Annotated in this window: 15 protein-coding genes and 5 tRNA genes; 17 read left to right on the top strand and 3 right to left on the bottom strand. The window is 61.7% G+C overall.

Going from position 1 to position 20189, the window contains the following annotated elements; translation table 11 throughout:
- Positions 1-5 precede the first annotated feature (5 nt).
- From Q5Z10_RS04480 to Q5Z10_RS04500, 5 genes are all read left to right on the top strand, one after another.
- Positions 6-80: transfer RNA gene (locus Q5Z10_RS04480), tRNA-Val, on the top strand.
- Between the two features lie 26 nt (positions 81-106).
- Positions 107-183 (top strand) — tRNA-Asp (locus Q5Z10_RS04485).
- An 87-nt stretch (positions 184-270) separates the two neighbouring features.
- Positions 271-347, top strand: a tRNA-Asp gene (locus tag Q5Z10_RS04490).
- A 107-nt stretch (positions 348-454) separates the two neighbouring features.
- A tRNA-Asp gene (locus tag Q5Z10_RS04495) sits at positions 455-531 on the top strand.
- A gap of 180 nt (positions 532-711) precedes the next feature.
- Positions 712-2667, top strand: coding sequence for a peptidyl-prolyl cis-trans isomerase (locus Q5Z10_RS04500; RefSeq protein ID WP_303638099.1), 1956 nt, complete (start codon positions 712-714; stop codon positions 2665-2667).
- A gap of 193 nt (positions 2668-2860) precedes the next feature.
- On the opposite strand, the gene Q5Z10_RS04505 is transcribed toward Q5Z10_RS04500, so the two are convergent.
- Positions 2861-4060 carry a lytic transglycosylase domain-containing protein gene (locus Q5Z10_RS04505; protein ID WP_303638100.1) on the bottom strand — a complete coding sequence of 400 codons (1200 nt, stop codon included), beginning with the start codon at positions 4058-4060 and terminating at the stop codon, positions 2861-2863.
- The gene (gene gloB, locus Q5Z10_RS04510) at positions 4057-4821 is read right to left on the bottom strand and encodes a hydroxyacylglutathione hydrolase (protein ID WP_303638101.1); all 765 of its coding nucleotides are present in this window, start codon (positions 4819-4821) and stop codon (positions 4057-4059) included. The genes Q5Z10_RS04505 and gloB overlap by 4 nt, the downstream gene beginning before the upstream one ends.
- 11 nt (positions 4822-4832) lie before the next feature.
- On the opposite strand from gloB, the gene Q5Z10_RS04515 reads away from it, so the two are divergent.
- Genes Q5Z10_RS04515 through dnaQ form a run of 3 tightly spaced genes read left to right on the top strand, consistent with a single transcriptional unit; the run spans position 4833 to position 6675 of the window.
- The gene (locus tag Q5Z10_RS04515; RefSeq protein WP_303638102.1) at positions 4833-5477 is read left to right on the top strand and encodes a class I SAM-dependent methyltransferase; all 645 of its coding nucleotides are present in this window, start codon (positions 4833-4835) and stop codon (positions 5475-5477) included.
- A 12-nt stretch (positions 5478-5489) separates the two neighbouring features.
- On the top strand, positions 5490-5942 hold the full coding sequence (gene rnhA, locus Q5Z10_RS04520) for a ribonuclease HI (RefSeq protein WP_303638103.1): 453 nt from the start codon (positions 5490-5492) through the stop codon (positions 5940-5942).
- A 4-nt stretch (positions 5943-5946) separates the two neighbouring features.
- Complete coding sequence (dnaQ, locus tag Q5Z10_RS04525; protein ID WP_303638104.1) at positions 5947-6675, top strand: DNA polymerase III subunit epsilon; 729 nt, start codon at positions 5947-5949, stop codon at positions 6673-6675.
- Positions 6676-6738: 63 nt separating this feature from the next.
- Here dnaQ and Q5Z10_RS04530 read toward each other — a convergent pair whose 3' ends face one another.
- Positions 6739-7443 carry a PP2C family protein-serine/threonine phosphatase gene (locus Q5Z10_RS04530; protein ID WP_303638105.1) on the bottom strand — a complete coding sequence of 235 codons (705 nt, stop codon included), beginning with the start codon at positions 7441-7443 and terminating at the stop codon, positions 6739-6741.
- Positions 7444-7611: 168 nt separating this feature from the next.
- Here Q5Z10_RS04530 and Q5Z10_RS04535 point away from each other — a divergent pair.
- The 9 genes from Q5Z10_RS04535 (at position 7612) to Q5Z10_RS04575 (ending at position 20023) form a co-directional block, all read left to right on the top strand.
- Positions 7612-7702 (top strand) — tRNA-Ser (locus tag Q5Z10_RS04535).
- 391 nt (positions 7703-8093) lie between these two features.
- A complete protein-coding gene (locus tag Q5Z10_RS04540; RefSeq protein ID WP_223224815.1) occupies positions 8094-9005 on the top strand; it encodes a BrxR family transcriptional regulator in 912 nt (303 codons plus the stop codon).
- 62 nt (positions 9006-9067) lie between these two features.
- On the top strand, positions 9068-9568 hold the full coding sequence (locus tag Q5Z10_RS04545; RefSeq protein ID WP_032968954.1) for a BrxE family protein: 501 nt from the start codon (positions 9068-9070) through the stop codon (positions 9566-9568).
- Positions 9569-9570: 2 nt separating this feature from the next.
- Positions 9571-10359 (top strand): DUF1819 family protein, encoded by a 789-nt coding sequence (locus tag Q5Z10_RS04550; RefSeq protein ID WP_049450114.1) that lies wholly within the window; start codon positions 9571-9573, stop codon positions 10357-10359.
- Positions 10340-10915 (top strand): BREX protein BrxB domain-containing protein, encoded by a 576-nt coding sequence (locus Q5Z10_RS04555; protein ID WP_049450111.1) that lies wholly within the window; start codon positions 10340-10342, stop codon positions 10913-10915. The genes Q5Z10_RS04550 and Q5Z10_RS04555 overlap by 20 nt, the downstream gene beginning before the upstream one ends.
- Before the next feature lie 28 nt (positions 10916-10943).
- On the top strand, positions 10944-14573 hold the full coding sequence (gene brxC, locus Q5Z10_RS04560) for a BREX system P-loop protein BrxC (protein ID WP_049450109.1): 3630 nt from the start codon (positions 10944-10946) through the stop codon (positions 14571-14573).
- A 17-nt stretch (positions 14574-14590) separates the two neighbouring features.
- Positions 14591-16681 carry an ATP-dependent DNA helicase gene (locus Q5Z10_RS04565; protein ID WP_070426723.1) on the top strand — a complete coding sequence of 697 codons (2091 nt, stop codon included), beginning with the start codon at positions 14591-14593 and terminating at the stop codon, positions 16679-16681.
- Entirely contained in the window at positions 16678-18117 is a 1440-nt protein-coding gene (locus Q5Z10_RS04570) for a DUF7017 domain-containing protein (RefSeq protein ID WP_049450106.1), read from the top strand. The genes Q5Z10_RS04565 and Q5Z10_RS04570 overlap by 4 nt, the downstream gene beginning before the upstream one ends.
- Before the next feature lie 13 nt (positions 18118-18130).
- A complete protein-coding gene (locus tag Q5Z10_RS04575) occupies positions 18131-20023 on the top strand; it encodes an Eco57I restriction-modification methylase domain-containing protein (protein WP_049450105.1) in 1893 nt (630 codons plus the stop codon).
- Positions 20024-20189: the final 166 nt, after the last annotated feature.

Genomic DNA, 20189 nt, shown 5'->3' on the forward strand with positions numbered 1-20189 from the left:
CGCTGGGGTGCTTAGCTCAGCGGTAGAGCGTCTCCTTTACACGGAGAGGGTCGGGGGTTCGAAACCCTCAGCACCCACCACAGCACCGCGGTAAAGTTTGAAATGTGGAGCGGTAGTTCAGCTGGTTAGAATGCTGGCCTGTCACGCCGGAGGTCGCGGGTTCGAGTCCCGTCCGCTCCGCCATTTTCAACGAGGCCCCCGGCCGAAAAGCTGGGGGCCTTGTTTTCTCCCCGGTCCAGGCCGGGAAGGAAACAAAGAGGTCTGCAATACGGAGCGGTAGTTCAGCTGGTTAGAATGCTGGCCTGTCACGCCGGAGGTCGCGGGTTCGAGTCCCGTCCGCTCCGCCATTGCACAACTCTTAAATCCTCGTGAAAAAACTTTGAAAAAAGTGTTCAGCGGGGTAGGTTTTCAGGAAGTCTTCGGATATACTGAGCGCCTGCAAAGTTTCAAGCGCGGAGCGGTAGTTCAGCTGGTTAGAATGCTGGCCTGTCACGCCGGAGGTCGCGGGTTCGAGTCCCGTCCGCTCCGCCAACTCTAAAAGCCCTCGACGCATGTCGGGGGCTTTTTCTTTGTGCGTGCCGCGCGGGTGCCGCCGCTGCCGGCGCCGCGCCGGATGATCGGCCGCAAGGGCCTGCGCGGGCGGCTTTTGGTCCACGCGGCGAAGCGGGTTACACTGCCGGGCTCGCCAATCAGGCCTTGTGATTCCTCACCATGCTGCAGAAACTCCGCGACAAGACCTCAGGCTGGATCGTCACCGTGATCCTGGGGCTGCTGATGATTCCGTTCCTGTTCGTGATCGACAACAGCTACCTCGGTGGCGTCGGCGCACAGAACGTGGCCAAGGTTTCCGCACCGCCGACCTGGTGGCGCTCGGCGCCGTCGTGGTGGCCGGTGCGCATGCTGTGGCAGCACCATGAGATCAGTTCGCAGGATTTCCGCACCCGTTTCGAACAGGAACGCATGCGCGAGCGCCAGCAGCAGGGCGAGAATTTCGATCCGCGCGCGTTCGAGAGCACCGAGAACAAGCTGGCCGTGCTCGACCAGTTGATCGACGAGCAGGTGGTGCGCCTGGTCGGTGAGCAGGCGGGTGTCGTGATCGGCGACGGCGCCGTGCGCGAATACATCATGACCATCCCCGCCTTCCTGGGCGCCGATGGCAAGTTCAGCGAAAGCAACTACCGCCTGGCCCTGGCCGGTGGCAATCCGCCGCGTACCCCGACCCAGTTCCAGGAACTGGTGCGTGAGAGCCTGCAGCAGTCGGTCATCCCGTCGGGCCTGCAGAACTCCGGCTTCGTCACCCAGGCCGAGACCGAGCGCCTGCTGAAGCTGCTCGGCGAGACCCGTGACGTCGAACTGGCGGCGCTGCCGGAAGTGCCGGTCGATACCGCGCCAGTCACCGATGCACAGATCAAGCAGTGGTACGACAGCCATGGCAAGGATTTCCGCCAGGCCGAATCGGTGTCGCTGGAGTATGTCGAGCTCAACGGTGCCAACCTGCCGGCGCCGACCGCCGCCGACGAGGCGACCCTGCGCAAGCGCTACGAAGACGAAAAGGCCAAGTTCACCACGCCGGAACAGCGCCAGGCCGCGCACATCCTGGTGACCGGCGACGGTGCCGAAGCCAAGGCCGCCAAGCTGGCCACCGAGGCCAGGGCCGCGGGTGCCGACTTTGCCGCGCTGGCCAAGGCCAACTCGGAAGACCCGGGCTCCAAGGACCAGGGCGGTGACCTCGGCTGGGTCGAGCGTGGCGCCATGGTCAAGCCGTTCGAGGATGCCCTGTTCGCGGCCAAGGCGGGCGATGTGGTGGGCCCGGTCAAGACCGATTTCGGCTACCACGTCATCAAGGTGGCCGCGGTCCGTGGCGGCGAAGGCAAGTCGTTCGAGGAGGTGCGTGACACGCTGGCCGCCGAACAGCTGAAGGCCGATGGCGAGCGCGGCTTCAACGATCTGGCCGGCCGCCTGGTCGATGCCATCAACAAGAGCCCGAGCGACCTGGCCGCTGCTGCCAAGGAGGTCGGGATGACGCTGCAGACGCTGGGCCCGATCACCCGCGCGACCGCCAGCGGCATTGCCGCCGATCCGGCCGTGCTGCGCGCTGCGTTCTCCGACGTGCTGGTGCAGGACGGCACTGCCAGCGATCCGATCCCGCTGGGGGGCAGCAGCAACCACAGCGTGGTGATCCGTGTGGCCGCCCATACCCCCGAGCAGGCGATGCCGCTGGACAAGGCGCGCGAGCAGGTGATCGCAGCGATCCGTGCCGATCGCCAGCGCCAGGCCGGTGACAAGATCGCTGGCGCGCTGCTGGCCAAGCTGAAGGCCGGTGCCACCCTGCAGTCGCTGGCTGCCAGCGAGAAGCTGCAGCTGAGCCCGATGCCGGGCCTGCCGCGCAGCCAGCCGGTGCCGACGCCGGAAATCAACCGCGCGATCTTCAGCGCACCGCTGCCGGCCGATGGCAAGCCGAGCTACGGCAAGGTCGACGTCAACGGCCATGCGCTGCTGTTCGCGGTGAACAAGGTCAACCCGGGCGACGTCAAGGAAGTGACCGCCGAGCAGCAGAAGCAGCTGAAGGACCAGTTGAGCCAGATCGACGGCATGGCCGCGGCCAAGGCCTACATCGACGCGATGCGCAAGAAGTTCGTGGTGCAGACCACCGAAGCGAACCTGTAAGCCTCGCGGCGGCAGGCAAGGACAAGGCCCGGCACCGCCGGGCCTTTTTCATGCCCGCAGGGCGGCGCGCGTGCCCTCCGCGCAGCGACCTGTGCGTGGCCTGCAAGCGGGCCAGGCGCAGACAGCAGAACGCCGAGCGTGGGCTCGGCGTTGCAGGGTCCAGGAGGAGCGGTGGGGGGCGCTGTGCCCGGCGTCAGTCTTCGACGCGCAGCACCGCGCCCGGCTTCAGCACGCTGCTGCCACTGAGCCCGTTCAGCGACAGCAGGGCCTTCACCGGCATGCCGTAGCGGCGGGCAATGGTCCAGGCCGACTCGCCGTTGCGCACGGTATGGCGCCGGCTGCGCGGGCGGTCGGCGACGGCGGCCACGGCCCGGGTGGCCTGCGGCACCGGCGCCACGCTGGCGCTGCTGGCCAGAGCGGCCACGGCCGCGACCGGTGCCTCGACAGCGCCGGCAGCGGCCGCCGAGACCGGGGCCAGCACCCGTGCGGTGCCCGAGGGGCGCCCGCCGGCCGCAAGCGCCGGGTTCAGGCGGGCGATGCGGGCCGGGTCCAGCGAGCGCTGTGCGGCCCACTGCTGGATGCTGGTGCCGGCCGGCAGGGTGTGGTCCTTCAGCACCGGCACCGTGCGGTCCAGAGAGGCCATCACGCCGGGCTTGTCTTCCACGTCCTCGAGCACGCAGGCCAGGGCATGCAGCTTCTCGACGTAGGCATGGGTGACCGGGGACAGGCCGGGCAGGGCCGCCGGCCGGGCGTTCTGTGCGTTCATGCCGGCCTTGCGCATGGACTGCAGCACGCGGTATTCGCCGGCGTTGTAGGCCATGGTGGCCAGCCGCCAGTCGCCGCCGAACATGCCATGCAGGGTCTTCAGGTAGCGCACCGCGGCCTGGGTGGATTCCACCGCCGACAGCCGGCCGTCGTAGCCGTTGCTCATCGGCACCCGATGGTTGCGTGCGGTGGTGGCGATGAACTGCCACAGCCCGGTCGGGCCGCTGCCGTTACGGGCATTGGGCCGGTAGCCGCTTTCGACAAAGGGAATCAACGCGAACTCGGTCGGCAGGTCGGCCTTGCGCAGTTCTTCGACCACGTAGCCGAACAGCACCAGTGCATCGTCATCCTGGTTGGCCAGGCGCGAGGGAGCGTGGGCGAACTGTTTCTGCCAGCGCGGGCTGGTGGCCTCGGCATCGCAGGTGGGTTCGGCCAGGCCGTCGCGGAAGCTGGAGAAGATCTCCTGGCCGTTGCGCACCGAGGCGGCGGGCAGCGCCGCCGGGTCCAGCGGCAGCGCCGCAGCGGCGGCGAAGTTCTGACTGATGCCGGCGCCCAGCGATTGCGCGCCCGCCGTTCCGGCCAACCCCAGGACCAGGCCCAGGGCCAGCGGCAGACTTCGGCGACTCATGCGCGGAAGCCGTCTTTCCAGTGCCGGAGACCGGCCATGACATCGACGTCATCCACGACGTCGCGACCCAGGTGCGCCGAGACGGCAGCACGGATCGGTGCGGTGTGCACGCGCAGGAACGGATTGCAGGCCTGTTCTTCGGCCAGCGACACTGGCAGGGTGGAGCGATCATCGCGGCGCATGGCCAAAGCCTCCTCATGGCGCTGCCGCAGGGCAGCGTTGGTGGGGTCGACATGCCGCGCGAAGACGGCATTTGACACGGTGTACTCGTGAGCGCAACACAACAGCAGTTGCGCGGGCAGGGCACCCAGCGTGCGCATCGATGCCAGCAGCTGGGACGGCGTACCTTCGAACAGGCGTCCACAGCCCAGGCTGAACAACGAATCTCCGCTGAAAAGATGTTCAGCGGTGTGAAACGCGATGTGGCTGCGGGTATGCCCGGGCACGGATAGTACGTGGAACATCCGGCCCAATGCCTGAACGCGTTCACCTTCGCCCACCCGTTCGGTGGCCATGGGAATGCGTTCCTCTACCGGCGCGACCACCCGCACGCCGGGAAAACGCGCCTGCAGCGCCGGCACCCCGCCGATGTGGTCGTCGTGGTGATGGGTGAGCAGGATGGCCTCCACGCGCACGCCCTGCTCGGCCAGTGCGAGCACGGGCGCGGCGTCGCCGGGATCGACCACCACGGCGGCGCCGTCGTCGGCGATCAGCATCCAGATGTAGTTGTCCGCAAATGCGGGCAGGGCTGTCAGTCGCATAGAATTGGACCATGCCCGCGCTGCAGAGCACCCGTCAAGCGAGCCCGTCCCCGTGGTTCGACACTGAACCGGCGGCGGCGCTGCGCGTGCTGGAGCGGCAGCTGCTGCTGCCGCAGCTGTCGGTCCTGCCGGCCCAGCCCTGGCTGTGGATCGCGCCCAGTGCCGCCTGGCTGGCCGATGCGCAGCTGGCGGGCCGTGGCCTGCGCCTGCACCGCCACGGCAGCGGTTATGCCGGCGACACCCGCTGCGCGCTGCCGTTGCCGTTGCCCAACGAGAGCGTCAACGCCATCGTGCTGCAGCACGTGACCGCAGGCGATGCCGACCATCTGCTGGATGAATGCGAGCGCGTGCTGATGCCCGGCGGCCACCTGTGGCTGACCAGCCTCAATCCGTTCAGCCCGTTCCGCACCCGCTGGCGCCAGCATGGGCTGGTGGTCCGTACCCCGCAGCGGATCCGCCAGCTGCTGGATCGTCATGGCCTGGAATGCGAGGACCTGCGCTATCTCGGGCCGATGTGGCAGGGCGCGGGCAGCCGCCGTCGCGGCGGCTGGGCGCCCCTGCGCGCGGCCTGCCTGTTCCATGCGGAGAAACGCACGCTGGCCCTGCCTGGGCCGACCCCGTTGCCGGTGCGCTGGCACGGCACCGTTGCTACCTGATCTGGAGTTGTATTGAAAACCATCGAAATCCACACCGACGGTTCCTGCCTCGGCAATCCCGGCCCGGGCGGCTGGGCCGCGTTGCTGCGCTACAAGGGGCACGAGCGCGAACTGAGCGGTGGCGAAGCACATACCACCAACAACCGGATGGAGCTGATGGCGGCCATTTCCGGCCTGGAATCGCTGACCGAGCCCTGCGAGATCGTGCTGTATACCGATTCGCAGTACGTGCGCCAGGGGCTGACCCAGTGGCTGCCGGGCTGGATCCGCAAGAACTGGAAGACCGCCGGCGGCGATCCGGTGAAGAACCGTGAGCTGTGGGAGCGCCTGCAGGCGGCCACGCAGCGGCATCGGATCGACTGGCGCTGGGTGAAGGGGCACTCCGGCGACCCGGACAACGAGCGGGTCGATACCCTGGCCCGCAATGCGGCGATCCAGATCCGCGACGGCAGCCCGGTAAACTGAGCCCATGCGTCAGATCATCCTTGATACCGAAACCACCGGCCTGGAGTGGAAGAAGGGCAACCGCGTGGTCGAAATCGGCTGCGTCGAGCTGTTCAAGCGCCGCCCGACCGGCAACACCTATCACCAGTACCTGAAGCCGGACTGCGAGTTCGAACAGGGCGCGCAGGAAGTCACCGGCCTGACCCTGGAGTTCCTCGACGACAAGCCGGAGTTCGCGCAGGTCGTGGAGGAATTCCTGGCCTTCATCGATGGCGCCGAGCTGATCATCCACAACGCGGCGTTCGATCTGGGCTTCCTCGACAACGAGCTGGCCCTGCTGGGGCCGCAGTTCGGCAGGATCACCGACCGCTGCACGGTGATCGACACCCTGGCCCTGGCGCGCGAGCGCTTCCCGGGCCAGCGCAATTCACTGGATGCGCTGTGCAAGCGGCTGGGCGTGGACAACTCGCACCGTGCACTGCACGGCGGCCTGCTCGACGCGCAGATCCTGGGCGATGTGTACATCGCGCTGACCTCGGGCCAGGAAGAGATCGGCTTCGGGCTGGGCGACGACGAAGGCGGCGGCGGTGCGGTGATGCAGGCGTTCGACGCTTCGGCGCTGTTGCCGCGCCCGCGTGTGGTGGCCACACCCTCGGAGCAGGAAGCGCACGCCGCGCGCCTGGAGCGGTTGCGCAAGAAGGCCGGCCACGCCCTGTGGGATGGTCCGAAGGTGGAAGAGGCCGCCAGCGCATAAGCGCCGGTCATGCAGCCGCCGGGCACGGCCCGGCGCTGCCGGCACAACCCGGCACGGCATGGTTCAGTGGCAGCGCACCAGGATCACGGTGATGTTGTCCGAACCGCCGCCATCCAGTGCGGCAGCGACCAGGCTGTCCACGCATTCCTGCGCGCTGGCGTCATCGAAGGCAAGCGTGCGGGCGATGCCGCGGTCATCCACTTCTTCGGTAAGGCCATCGCTGCACAGCAGCAGCTGCATGCCCGGACGCAGCTCGCCGCTGGTGGTCGCCACGTTCAGGTGGGTCGGGTCGGTGACCCCCAGCGCCTGGGTGACCACGTTGCGGTGGGGGTGGGCGCGGGCCTGCTCGGCGGTCAGGTTGCCCTGCGCGACCAGTTCCTGCACCACGCTGTGGTCCTGGCTGAGCTGGGCCAGCTGGCCATCGCGCCACAGGTAGGCACGGCTGTCGCCGACCCAGGCCACTTCGTACCGGTTGCCCTGCACCCGCGCGGCGACCACGGTGGTCCCCATCGGCAGACTGTCGTTGCGACGGCGCGAGGCGCGGATGATCTCCTCGTCGGCGGTGCGGATCGCCTGCGCCAGTGCTGCGCCCCGCCGGATCTCGCGCACGATGGTCTCGCGCGCCAGTGCGCTGGCCACTTCGCCGCAGGCGTGTCCGCCCATGCCGTCGGCCACCAGCCACAGGGCCAGCTCGCCGTCACCGTAGTAGGTGTCCTCGTTGAGCTCGCGGCGCAGGCCGGGGTGGGTGAGATGTCCGAATTCGATCATGGTGGGTACTGGGGGCGGGGTATTGCCGGGGAGAACGGCATCATCACGGTGGAGCGGACATCCGGCAAGGCATGCAGTCAGGAAAATTTCACGTCGTTGGCCGGAATGACTTGTCGTCGGCCGCGCTTCCTCGTATGATGCGCGTCCCCGGTTCGCCGGGGACCATCTGGAGAGGTGGCAGAGCGGTTGAATGTACCTGACTCGAAATCAGGCAGGCGTTTATAGCGCCTCGGGGGTTCGAATCCCCCCCTCTCCGCCAGATAATTGAACTAAGCCCTTGAGTTTCAAGGGCTTTTTTCATTTCTGGCTTAGCTAGTATGCCATCTGGTATGCCATGGGAAGCTGGCTGCTGCTGGACCATTCTGGACATCTTGGAGCCTATAAGCGGCGCGCATCGGCCTTGCTGGTCAAAGCGTTCGCATGCCAGTGCTTATGGCAGCTAATCTTGATACCTGTTGTGGCCTGATGGCCGCTAGTCGAGCTTATTCAGGTAGAGATGGGCTTCGAAGGAAGATGGTTATCAAAATGCAACCCTTGTGCGATCATCATGCTAGTGTCCGGGTAGTTGCTGATGGATAGCAGGCTTTCACCGATGGATCCACAAGGAATTGCTGACCCGGATGTGCGATCTTTCCGGGTGCACACGGATGATGAACGAACGCTTCACAGATTTGACCCAGCCACAGCGCGATCGTCTCGCGTTCGTGGAATTGCGCGTGCGCTTCATCGGGGAGATACGCCGTCAGGACTTGGTCACGCGGTTTGGCATCCAGTCCGCCGCCGCATCCAGGGACTTGGCGCTGTACAAGGAGTTGGCCTCGGGCAACATCGACTACGACTCCAAGGTCAAGTCCTACGTATTGGGGCCGGACTTCCAGCCCATCTTCGACTTCCCTCCGGAGCGGGTGCTGTCGTGGTTGACCCAGGGCTTTGGCGACGGTGAGCCTATGCGGCTCAAGGCATGGGTGATGAGCGAGAGCCCGTCACGGCTCGCGCATCCGGATCTGGACGTGCTAGCGAGCGTGACCCGGGCGATCCACCAGGAGTGTCCGCTCGGCATTGAGTACTGCTCCATCTCCAGTGGTCGCACCGAGCGGGAGATCGTCCCGTTCGCGTTGATCGACAACGGCTTGCGCTGGCTCGTCCGCGCCTTCGACCGCAAATCGCAGGAATTCCGGGATTTCGTCATTAACCGGATCAAGTGCCCCGTGGCGCTTAAGGCGCAGCTAGTGGCGCCCCACGAGATGAGTGATCAGGACATCCAGTGGACCAGGATCGTGGAACTGGAGTTGGTGCCGCACCCCAATCAACCCCGTCCCGAGATCGCGGAGATGGATTACGGCATGACTGGCGGCATGGTGAAGATGAAGCTTCGGGCAGCGACTGCCGGCTACATCCTGCGCAAGTGGAGCGTCGACTGCACCGCAGACCACAGCCTTCGTGGGCCGGAGTACAGACTATGGCTGAAGGACCACTTGGCCTTGTACGGCGTCAAGAACGCCGTGCTGGCACCAGGGTATGCACCCTTGGATGCGGCCCGAGCAGGAGCGGAATGTGACTGAACAATAGCTACCACTGCCGGCGCCGGTCGCGTCGGTAGAACAAACGAATGACGAGAATTGAGATGAAAGAATCCTACCTACCGACATTGCTGCAGATGAGGATGCTTGTCGGCTTCCTTGGCGAGCGTGCTCAGTACGCCTGGTGGCCAACGGCGTTCTATGAGGCATCAAACAAGCTCTTCCTGGAGCCGGTCTTCTCGAAAACGTCTCGCCTCGCTCAGTACCACGGTGTGCTGGAAGCAGCCAGACGATTGCACGACGAGCATTTGAGCGTGGGTAGCTACCACCTGTTCCGGTTGCCCGAAGAGGTCGAGCAAGACCTGCACGCGACCGTGCAAAGTAGCGTGGGAGAAGAACTCGCCAGCCAGGCGCCACAAAGCAAAGAGGCTGCGCTTGATGCGTTGAAGCGATTGGCTGCCACGGGCGGCACTTCCAGCGTGGGTCCAACGGCGGTCGGGGGCATCAAGGATCTCGATTCCACCGACACACTGAAGGCTATCGCTGCGGCCTATCTATCGGCGTTCACACAGAACGCCAAAACTTATCCGTATCTGGTGGGGTGATCGTGGCCGACAACACGCCCTACACGACTCAGTTGCAAGCAGGCCTTGGGCTCGTCAACGAAACCAAGACGCTGCTCGACCTGTGGTCGCCTGGCATGTCGGCGAACCAGTTGCATCAGGTCGCACTGGAATCGGGTCGATTCCCCACCGTTACCGCGCGCCGACTTCGCAACATCGTCGTCGAATGCTTCGCTCCACGCTATCTCGTGGCAGGTGGTGCACCAGCAGCACATCTCAAGCGGCTGTCCGCAACGATATCCACGGCTGACCTGACGCAGCTCATGCTCGTTTTTACGAGTCGGGCCAACCCGATCCTTGGCGACTTCGTGCGCCATGTTTACTGGGCTCGATACGCCGGTGGATACACACAGATCACCAATGAAGACGCGCGGACCTTTGTCGAGCGCGGCATTGATGACGGCAAGACCATCAAGCGCTGGTCGGAAACCACTGTACGGCGTGTCTCCGCCTATCTGACCGGATGCTGCGCCGACTACGGAATGCTCGAACGTGGACTGCGCTCAAGCCGTCGCATCCTGCCGTTCCGTATTTCGCCAGCCGTGGCCGCGTACTTGGCCTACGAACTGCATTTTTCCTGTGTCGGTGATAACGCCCTGCTGACTCACGAAGACTGGCAGTTATTTGGCTTGGCGCGCGAAGACGTGCTGGAAGAAATCAAACGACTCTCGCTGAAGGGTTTGCTCATCGTCCAGGCTGCTGGCGACGTGATCCGCATCAGCTGGAAACAACAAGACATGGAGGCGCTCTGCGATGTCCTCACTCAAGGCTGATTTCGACGAGTTGCGCGAGCGCATCCGGCACGGGCGCGAGCTTGGCCATGCGAGCTTCGAGCCGATTTATTACCTTGTCTTCCCACCAGAGCAGATCCTCGAGGTGAAGCGGCAAACGCCCGCTTGGGTGGCCAAGCTGCACCAGGAAGGCTGGGACGTGCACACGTTCTCCATCGCTGAACAGATCTGGGCCCTACTGAAAGACGACCCGTTCTGGTCGCTGTGCGTGATGGAGGACAAGTCAGCGCCCTTGGATTGGCCACGTACCAACAAGGCGCTGGCGGACATCCTGACGGCGGATAACGGCCTGCTGAAGCGGCTGGAGGATGCCCTGCAGCCGCTCGAAGCCCAGCAGAACGCGCTGCTGTTGGTAACGGATCTTGAGGCACTGCATCCGTTTATGCGCATCGGCGCCATCGAAAGCCAGCTCCAGGGCAAGTTTCACGTACCGACGATTTTTCTGTACCCCGGCGTGCGAACCGGCAAGACACGCCTGAAGTTTCTCGGCTTCTACCCGGAAGACGGCAATTACCGCTCCGTCCACGTCGGCGGCTGAACAGACAAAAGAACCCTGGGACAAACCTATGACCATTCGCTCACTCTTCGATCCAAGCAAGGACATCTACCGGACCATCGAAAAGGTCATCACCTATGGCGCCTCGCAAGAAGGCCGCCTCAAGGCTGAGATCTCTGAATACGTGGTCACCGAGAGTATTGAGGAGCAGTTCCGCAAGCTCCTCGATCGCATGCAGCTTGCGATGGAGTCCGGTGGCGAAAATGAGGTGGGCGTCTGGGTCTCTGGCTTCTACGGCTCCGGTAAGAGCTCGTTCACCAAGTATCTCGGCTTGGCGTTTGATGATCAGCGCACCATCGACGGCACGCCGTTCATCAACTACCTGCAAGACCGCCTGCACAAGCCACAGACCAAGGCGCTCCTCAGCACTGTAGCGAAGCGCTTCCCGGCTGCAGTGGTCATGCTGGACCTCGCCAGTGAAATGCTCGCTGGCGCCACGATGGAAGACGTCTCCACCGTCCTCTACTTCAAGGTACTGCAGTGGGCTGGCTACTCGCGCAACCTGAAGGTTGCCGCTTTTGAGCGCATGGTCGAGAAGGACGGTCGCACGCCCGAACTCCATGAGCGTATCGCCCAGGCGCTGCCAGGTGCCACCTGGGCTCGCGTGCAGAACAACCCACTGGCCATCGACGGCTTGATCCCGAAAATCGCCCATGAGATGTACCCGGCACTCTTCCCGGAGGCCAAGTCATTCTCGTCCAGCACCGAAGGCTTCTTCCAGTTCGAAGACCAGCGCGTGCAAGAGATGATCGACATCGTCCGCGAGAAGAGTGGTAAGCAGAACATCATCTTCATCGTCGACGAAGTCGGCCAGTACGTGGCCTCACGCGACAACCTGATCCTCAACCTTGATGGCCTGGCGAAGAACCTCAAGAGGCTGGGCGACGGCAAGGCCTGGATCATCTCTACAGCGCAGCAGACGCTGACGGAAGACGACCCGCGCGCCGCGCTGAACTCCGACAAGCTCTACAAGCTGAAAGACCGCTTCCCGATTCAGATCGACCTTGAATCGAGCGACATCAAAGAGATTTGCTACCGCCGTCTGCTCGGTAAATCGCCAGCGGGCGAGACCGAGCTTGGCAAGCTTTTCGATGCCCATGGTCAGGCGCTGCGACACAACACCAAGCTGCAGGACGCTAAGTACTACGACGCAGACTTCAGCAAAGAGAGTTTCACCAATCTCTACCCGTTCCTGCCGGCGCACTTCGACATCCTGCTGCACCTACTCGGCGCGCTCGCAAAGTCCACCGGCGGCATCGGTCTACGCTCTGCGATCAAGGTAATTCAGGATGTCCTGAAAGGTGAAGGCGGTTCCAAGGCCATGGCCGATCAGCCCGTGGGCTGGCTGGCCACCACGGTGACGCTGTACGACGAACTGGAAAAGGACATTCGCCGTGCCTTCACGTCCATCCACCAGGCGGTCGGCAAAGTGCAGATTCGCTTCCCGGATTCACAGCTACATCAGGACATCGCCAAGTCCGTCGCCGTGTTGCAGATCCTCGGCAACTTGCCAGTCTCGGTGCAGAACGTCGCCAGCCTGATGCATCCCTCCGTCACGGCACCTTCGCAGCTCGACACGGTCAAGAAAGCCGTCGAAGAGATGCTGAACGATGTGCATGTGCCGCTCGGCGAGAAAGATGGCAACCTCGTGTTCCTCAGCGAGAAGCTGCGGGATATCGAGCAGGAGCGAGGCGCGATTGCGTTGCGCACCGTGGATGTGAAGCGCATCTTCAACGATGCGCTGCGCGAGTCCTTCGATCCGCTGCCTCGCGTCAGCCTCCACGGCACGATGGCCGTCGCAACGGGCCTGAAGGTCCAGGCCGGCAGCGCCATCACCAGCCTGGCCGGTGATCAGAGCACCATCCAAACCGTTGTTGAGTTGGTGCCAGCCAGTGACTACGACACCGCCAAGAACCGGATGCTGGATGATTCCCGCAGCCGGGCGGGTCGAAACGTCATCGGGCTCTTGGCTCGCGCAAATTCCGAACTCGACGATCTGGCGAACGAAATCTATCGCTGTCAGCGCATTGCCGAGCTGCACCGCAACGAGCCCGACCAAGAGGTAAAGGACTACTGCACCGGCCAGCTCGACCGTGCTGCCAAGCTGGCGACCCAGCTCCAGAGCAAGATCAAACAAACTCTGCAAGCCGGCTCGTTTGTGTTCCGCGGCCAGGCCACGGCGGTGTCGGCACTGGATGCTGATTTGCTGGAGGCCGCCAAGAAGCTGCTCTCCGACGTTGCTGACCAGGTGTTCGACCGGTACGTAGAAGCCCCAGTACGTGCCGGAACCGACACCGCCGAGAAATTCCTGAAGGTCGCCAACCCCGCGGCCATCAGCAGCGCGCTGGACCCGCTCGGTTTGGTGCAAACCGTGGCCGGTCGTGCCTCGTTCAAAACCGACCATAAAGCGATGATCAGCATCCACGACTACATCGACAAGCGCGGCACGGTCGATGGCAAGCGCCTGCTCGACGACTTCAGCAGCGCCCCGTTCGGCTGGTCGCCGGACACCACGCGCTACATCGTCGCGGCCATGCTTATGGCTGGAGAGATCAAGCTCAAGGTCTCGGGACGCGAAGTCACGGCCGCTGGGCAACAGGCCATCGATGCCCTGAAGACCAACAACTCCTTCAAGCAGATCGGCGTGGCCCTGCGCGACGAGCGCCCGTCCATCGAAACGCTCGGTCGGGCGGCAGAGCGGCTCACTGAACTGGTCGGTGACATGGTGATCCCGCTTGAGCAAGAGATCAGCAAGGCGGCGGCCAAGCACTTCACGCGCTTCCAGCACGATTACGGCTCCTTGGCTGAAAAGCTCAGCGGCCTTGGGCTGGCGGGTAGCGAACGCATCCGTACTTTGAACCAGGACATTGCCGATGTTCTGTTTACAGATGCGTCAGATGCTCCACAGCGTCTGGGTGCCGAAACCTCCGCCATTTACGACAATCTCAAGTGGGCGCTGGAAGTGAAGCGAGCGTTCGACAATGGGCTCGACGCTACCTTGCGTGACTTGCAAGCTCATCGTCGCGACATCGAAGCCTTGCCGGACACTGGCGTGCCAGGAGAGCTGCGCCGCGAACTTGCCGAAGACTTGGGAACCCTGTCAGAGCGCTTGGGCAAAGAAGACTTCTACAAACACACCACCGACTTCAATTCGCAGCTAACCCATCTGAAGGGCCGTTTGCGCGATGCGGTCATCACGCTCTCCGATCAGCAAAAGCTGCGTTTGAAGGAAGGGGTCGAGGATCTGCAGCGCATCACTGAGTGGGAAGAACTCACCCAGGAGGAGCGCGGCAACGCCGTGAACCGGTTGGATGGGCTTGCTCTGTCAGCCACCCAGGATCTGGCCGGACTTAAGAAACTGCTGGCTCGCGACTACGACATCAACAGCACCCTCGACGATCTTAAGCGGTCGATCCAGCGGCAGGGCCAGGAACGTCTGCGCCAGCGCATGGAGGAAGAACGCGTCAAAAACGGAGAAGAAGGTCCGGCCAAGCTGACAAAGTCGATCGCGATTCCCGTGACGATGACGTCGGCTGCGGACATTGATGCGCTGATCCAACAGCTACAGGAAATCAAGGCACAGCTTGGCCTTTATGTAGAGGCGGAAATCAACTTTGTGATGCATGGTCAGGGCGCGTGAGCTGCATGGAAATACAATTGACCGGAGAGCAGTCCGCCGCGCTGGATGCCATTAGAACCTTTCTTCTTGATGACACTCGAGATGCTTTTGTCCTGCGTGGCAGTGCAGGCACTGGTAAGACCACACTTGTTGCCCAACTGGTCAAAACTCTAGAGGAGATGAACCTTTCCTGCAGCCTCCTGGCACCGACAGGCCGGGCAGCCCGAATTCTGGGCAACAAGATCAAGCAAATCACTGGAAACTCTGGATACGAAGGGTCGACTATCCATCGGGCGATTTACATGCTTACCAATTTGGAGGTGAATGAAGGGGCCGAGACGGCTAACGACCCGGGGATGCGGATGATCTTCCCGTTGAAGGAGGAAGAACCGGTTGTTTCCTTGTTTGTGATCGACGAATCGTCAATGGTTGGAGATAAGGAGAATCACGGTGATTTCATGCAGTTCGGTTCAGGCCGATTGCTCCTGGATATCGTGACCTTTGCCCGAATGAACAGATCAGGTCGCACAAAGAATCACCTTACCAAGCTGCTTTTCGTCGGCGATCCTGCGCAGCTACCTCCGGTTGGAGAAAATGCGTCACCGGCCTTGTCAGATGCGTATCTGAGTGAGCAATTCAAGTTGAAGGTGGATTCGTTCGATTTGAAAAATGTCATGCGTCAGGCGCAGGGCAGTGCCATTCTCGACCGCGCGACGGAGTTGCGCGACGCGATGCTGGCCGAGCGGTTCAATAAATTTTCACTGCAGCCCAATGGACAGGATATTGAACAGGTAGATGCCCAAAGAGCCGTCGATCTGGTCGTTCAATGGTTGCAGACAAAAACTTCTAACGTCGCAGTCGTGCACTCTAACGCCAATGCGCTGGACTACAACCGTAACATCAGAGATCGTCGTTGGGGCGATGCCAGTCTGCCTATCCAGGTGGGCGAAACGCTGTTAATAAACAAAAACTCAACAACGCACGAACTCAGCAATGGCGATCTGGTCAAGGTCATAGAGGTGGGAGCAGACGCACAACGTGTGCCAGTAAATCTCAAGGGAGGCCACCATGTTGAGTTGTGGTTCCGCAATATCACCGTTGCTTTTCGTGATGCGGATGGCAGCGTCATCCAGACAAACTGCCTGGTACTAGAGAACTTGCTAGATTCGCCTAACCGTGAATTGACCCCGTTGGAGCAGCGGGCGCTTTTGGTAGATTTTCGAAAGCGCCACCCTGACCTGCATCCAAAGTCGGCTGAATTCCGCAAAGTTATCCGTGACGACCCGTACTTCAACGCGCTCCAGGTCAAGTACGGCTATGCCATGACCTGTCACAAGGCGCAGGGCGGGGAATGGAATACTGTCCTTGTTGACTTCGGGTCCGGCAGGGGCTCTCGCAATGCATCGTTCTTTCGTTGGGCTTATACGGCCATCACGCGAGCAGCCAAGAAACTGATCATCGTGAATCCCCCTGACTTCACACCCACCGGTGACATCGCCTGGACTGGCTCATCAGGCGCGTCTGAAAAACCTGAAAAGGCTGGACTTCAGGAGCTCATGACTGATCCAGACTGGCAGAGGCTTTCGTTCACACCCGCTATTGCCCCCTTGATGAAAACCCATCAGCAGTTACGCCTGGTGTGGGGGGCTCAAGGCATCGAAATTGAACAGTTGCAGCACTTGCAGTATTGCGAGCGCTACACCCTTTCGCGCAATGGCAAACGCGCCGTAGTTCAGTATTACTACAATGGCAAATTACAGGTCAGTCGCTCTGGATCTGTTCCTGGCGCCTTATCAGATAGTCAATTGGCGGAGGATGCGCTCACATCGCTTGGTGTGCTGGCTGCCAAATCCAGCACGGAGCAGCCAAGCCAGTTCATACAAGAGTTTCTGGATGGTCTGGATAAAGCTATTGCCGAATCGGGAATTCAACGTATCGGTCAAAAGTCGATGCCGTATCGGCTGCGATTGAGCTTTGCTGATGCTTGTCGCAAAGGTGAGATTGATTTCACTTACGACGGCGCCTTTACTTGGACGGCTGCTCAGGAAGTCGGCGGCCCAGGCAGTAGCCACGGCCTCTATGAGGAAGTACAGCGCTTGATGACGGCGCAAAAAGAGGAAAACCAGTGAGCTCCAGTGAAATCTTTGCACTTCGCAAGCAAAAACGGCATGCAGAAGCCCTGGATTTGGCCAGGTCGGAGTACCCCCAAAACAATGGTGACGTATGGTTTCTTCGAGCCTACGCATGGGCGCTGTATGACCATGTAAAAGAAATCGTCGATCGTTACGAGACAAAGCAGCTATCTCCTGCGGCGTTATCTGGCCAACTGTCACCGGACATGCGCGAGTTCTCGCACATGGCTGACGCACTGCGTGGCGATAGTGCTTTTTCACAATTTCTTCGCCTTGCGGGGAAGGCATCCAAGGATTGGTCTGAATTTCTTCTTTTTGCCCGCTGGGTGGGAAACGAAAGTTTTTCAGAAGAGGACAAGAAGCCTTTCGTCAATGAGGCAGGAAAGACTGTAGATAGTTTGTATAAACGCTTCATACGTGCCGTCTGTCGTGAGACAGTGGCTAAGGCTGTCGATCCTCAGTCGGATCCGACGCTGAATGAGTGGGGTCTTGGCGTTTTGGAACAAGCGCTAAAGAATGAGCCAAACGACCAATGGCTCAACTACTACCAGAGCAAACTGCACCTGGCCAACGGCGAGCCAGACCTTGCGATCAAGCGATTGACGCCAGTGTTACGTCGACAGTCGCGCGCGGCTTGGCCATGGGCGCTACTAGGCGAGATCCTGGAAGTTGAGCACCCACAGGATGCGTTGACTTGTTATGCCCATGCAACCCAGCTGGCTCGGGAGGAGCAGGAAGTCGCAAGGGTTCGAATCCATTTGGCACAGCGCCTCGCGCTTGCGGGCCGTTTCAATGAGGCAGCACTACAGGCGAACCTGGCACTGCAGTACAGGGAAAAGCACGCCTATAAGGTGCCCCAGGAACTGCATCAACTGCTTACCAGTGACTGGTATCAAGACGCACTCGCCAATAACTCTCTACAGCCGCTGCCGAAAGCTGAGTCCAGTGCACGTGCATTGCTTCAACAACTGGACCGACAAAACCTTACCTACACTCGCGGTGTCATTGACCACATCAATGCAGAAAAGGGGCTCAGCTATATAGCGACCGGCGCCGCTACCGGCCTCGGGCTTTTGCATAAAAAGTTTCCCACAGTGGCAAGCTTGTTGCCAGGTACTGTAGTGGAGATTGGGCGTGCAGAGGTTGAAGGCCAAGCTCTGGATTGGCGAATATCAGAGGTTCAAACCATTCCTGGCCTGTTTGAAATTTTTAGCGGCACTTTGAATAGGCAGGAGGGAAAAACATTTGCATTCATCAGCACCAGCCGAGATGACGTCTTCGTCGCCCCAGAGATGGCAGAGACCTTTACTCCTGAGGTGCAATACGACGTCACCTGTCAGGCCATTCGGCGTACCAACAAGCAGGGTAAGACCGGCTGGCGTGCTGTGAAATTCATCGAGAAAAAAGAGCAGCAGCTCTCCGCTGACTTCTAAGAGACAGGCATACATGGCCTTCGACCAAACAACAAGAAACCGCCTCCAGCGCTTCGTCAACGATGCGCGCCGGGTGCTGGAAGAGGAATTCACCCGCCAGCTGCAGAACGACTATGGCATGGACCCGAACGCGGGCACCGTGGCGGAGCTAGCCAGCTTGCGCCATATCAACGACGCCCAGCGCGAATCCGCCCGCATCCTGCGCGACACCCTGGCCCACTACACCGCTAGTGGCGACATGAATGCTACCCAGGGGCTGGACCGCATCGTCCGCGAGCAAGCCTTTACCGTGCTCAACCGCCTGGCGGCGCTGCGCATGGCGGAGGCGCGTGGCCTACTGGTTGAGTCGGTCGGCAACGGCTTCCAGGCCAAGGGCTTTCAGCTCTACGCCCGGCTGGCTGGCACCGGCCTGGGCGAAACCGGCGATGCCTATCGCACCTACCTGTTCAGTGTGTTCGATGAGCTGAGCCAGGACTTGCCTGGATTATTCGACCGCTACTCACCGCAGGGTCGCCTGTTCCCGCGCGAAGCCGCGCTGCTGCAGGTGCTCAACCTGATCAACGATGCCGACATCGCCCCGCTATGGAGCGAGGACGAAACCATCGGCTGGATCTACCAGTACTTCAACTCCAAAGAAGAGCGCAAGGCGATGCGCGATGCGTCGCAGGCGCCGCGTAACAGCCGCGAGCTGGCGGTACGCAACCAGTTCTTCACGCCGCGCTACGTGGTCGAGTTCCTGGTGGACAACACCTTGGGTCGGCTGTGGTTCAACGCCACGGGAGGCGATACCGATCTGCGCGAGCATTGTCAGTACCTGCTGGTCAAGCCCGACGAAATGCGCCAGGCCGCTACCAAGCTGCGCGATCCGCGCACGCTGAAGCTGCTGGACCCGGCCTGCGGCTCCATGCACTTTGGTCTGTATGCATTTGACCTGTTCGCTGAGATCTATCGCGAGGCCTGGGCCTGGGAGCAGCAGCACGGCCCCGGCTCGCTGGATGTTTCGACCCAACCCCAGGCTGCACTCAAGCCAATGAGCCAGACCTACGAAGATGAGGCTGCATTTCTGCGAGATGTGCCGCGCCTGATCATCGAACACAACATCTATGGCGTGGATATCGACCCGCGTGCCGCGCAAATCGCTTCATTGGCGTTATGGCTGCGGGCACAGCGTGCTTGGCACGATGCCGGTGTCAAAGCCAAAGACCGCCCGCTGATCGGGCGGGGGCATGTGGTGGCCGCGATTGCACCGCCGGCAGAGCGTGAGTTGCGCCAGCAGTTCGTGACCAACCTCGATCAGCGCGACGCCGAGCTGTTCGAGAAGACCCTGCGACTGCTCAAGGGCCTGCCGGAGCTCGGAGTGCTGCTCCAGGTCGAGCGCGAGTTGCCGCATTTGATTCGGCAGGTCTATGTGGGCAAAGGCACCGGCCTGTTTGCTGTGCAGGAGCAGGAGAACTGGCAGCAAGCGGAGGAGCGACTACGCGAGGCACTTACTGAGTTTGCCCAGGCGGCAAAGTCGACGTACCAAGGGCGCCTATTTGCGCAGGATGCGCTACAGGGCTTGCGGCTCATCGATCTGTGCCGAGAAGTGTTTGATGTGGTGGTGATGAATCCACCGTTTGGCGCGCTGGCTGCCAAGACCAAGGATCAACTCGCCAAAGCCTATCCGCGCAGCAAGAACGATTTGCTGGCCATTATGGTGGAGCGTGGCCTGGAACTGCTGCGCCCCGGCGGTCGCATCGGCGCCATCACCTCGCGCACTTGTTTCTTCCTCTCCAGTTTCCAGAAGTGGCGTGAGCAGGTGGCCTTGGGTATTGCCAAGCCAGTAGTCATGGCCGACCTGGGGCATGGCGTGATGGACGACGCGATGGTCGAAGCCGCCGCTTACGTATTGGAGAAAGCCGCGTGACGATCTTCTTGAGATTATTGGCAAGCTCTGAAAAGGAGCAAGAGTTGGCCTCAGTAGTCCGGGCAGTGAGAGCTGGCGGCCTAGATGCTAGGGTTTATGTCCGTGACACATCTGTATTCTCGATGGTTCCGAGTTCTCCATTTTCGTATTGGGAGGCTCAGTGTTT

It is taken from the genome of Stenotrophomonas sp. 704A1 (genome assembly GCF_030549525.1).
Classification (GTDB): Bacteria; Pseudomonadota; Gammaproteobacteria; order Xanthomonadales; family Xanthomonadaceae; genus Stenotrophomonas; species Stenotrophomonas tuberculopleuritidis.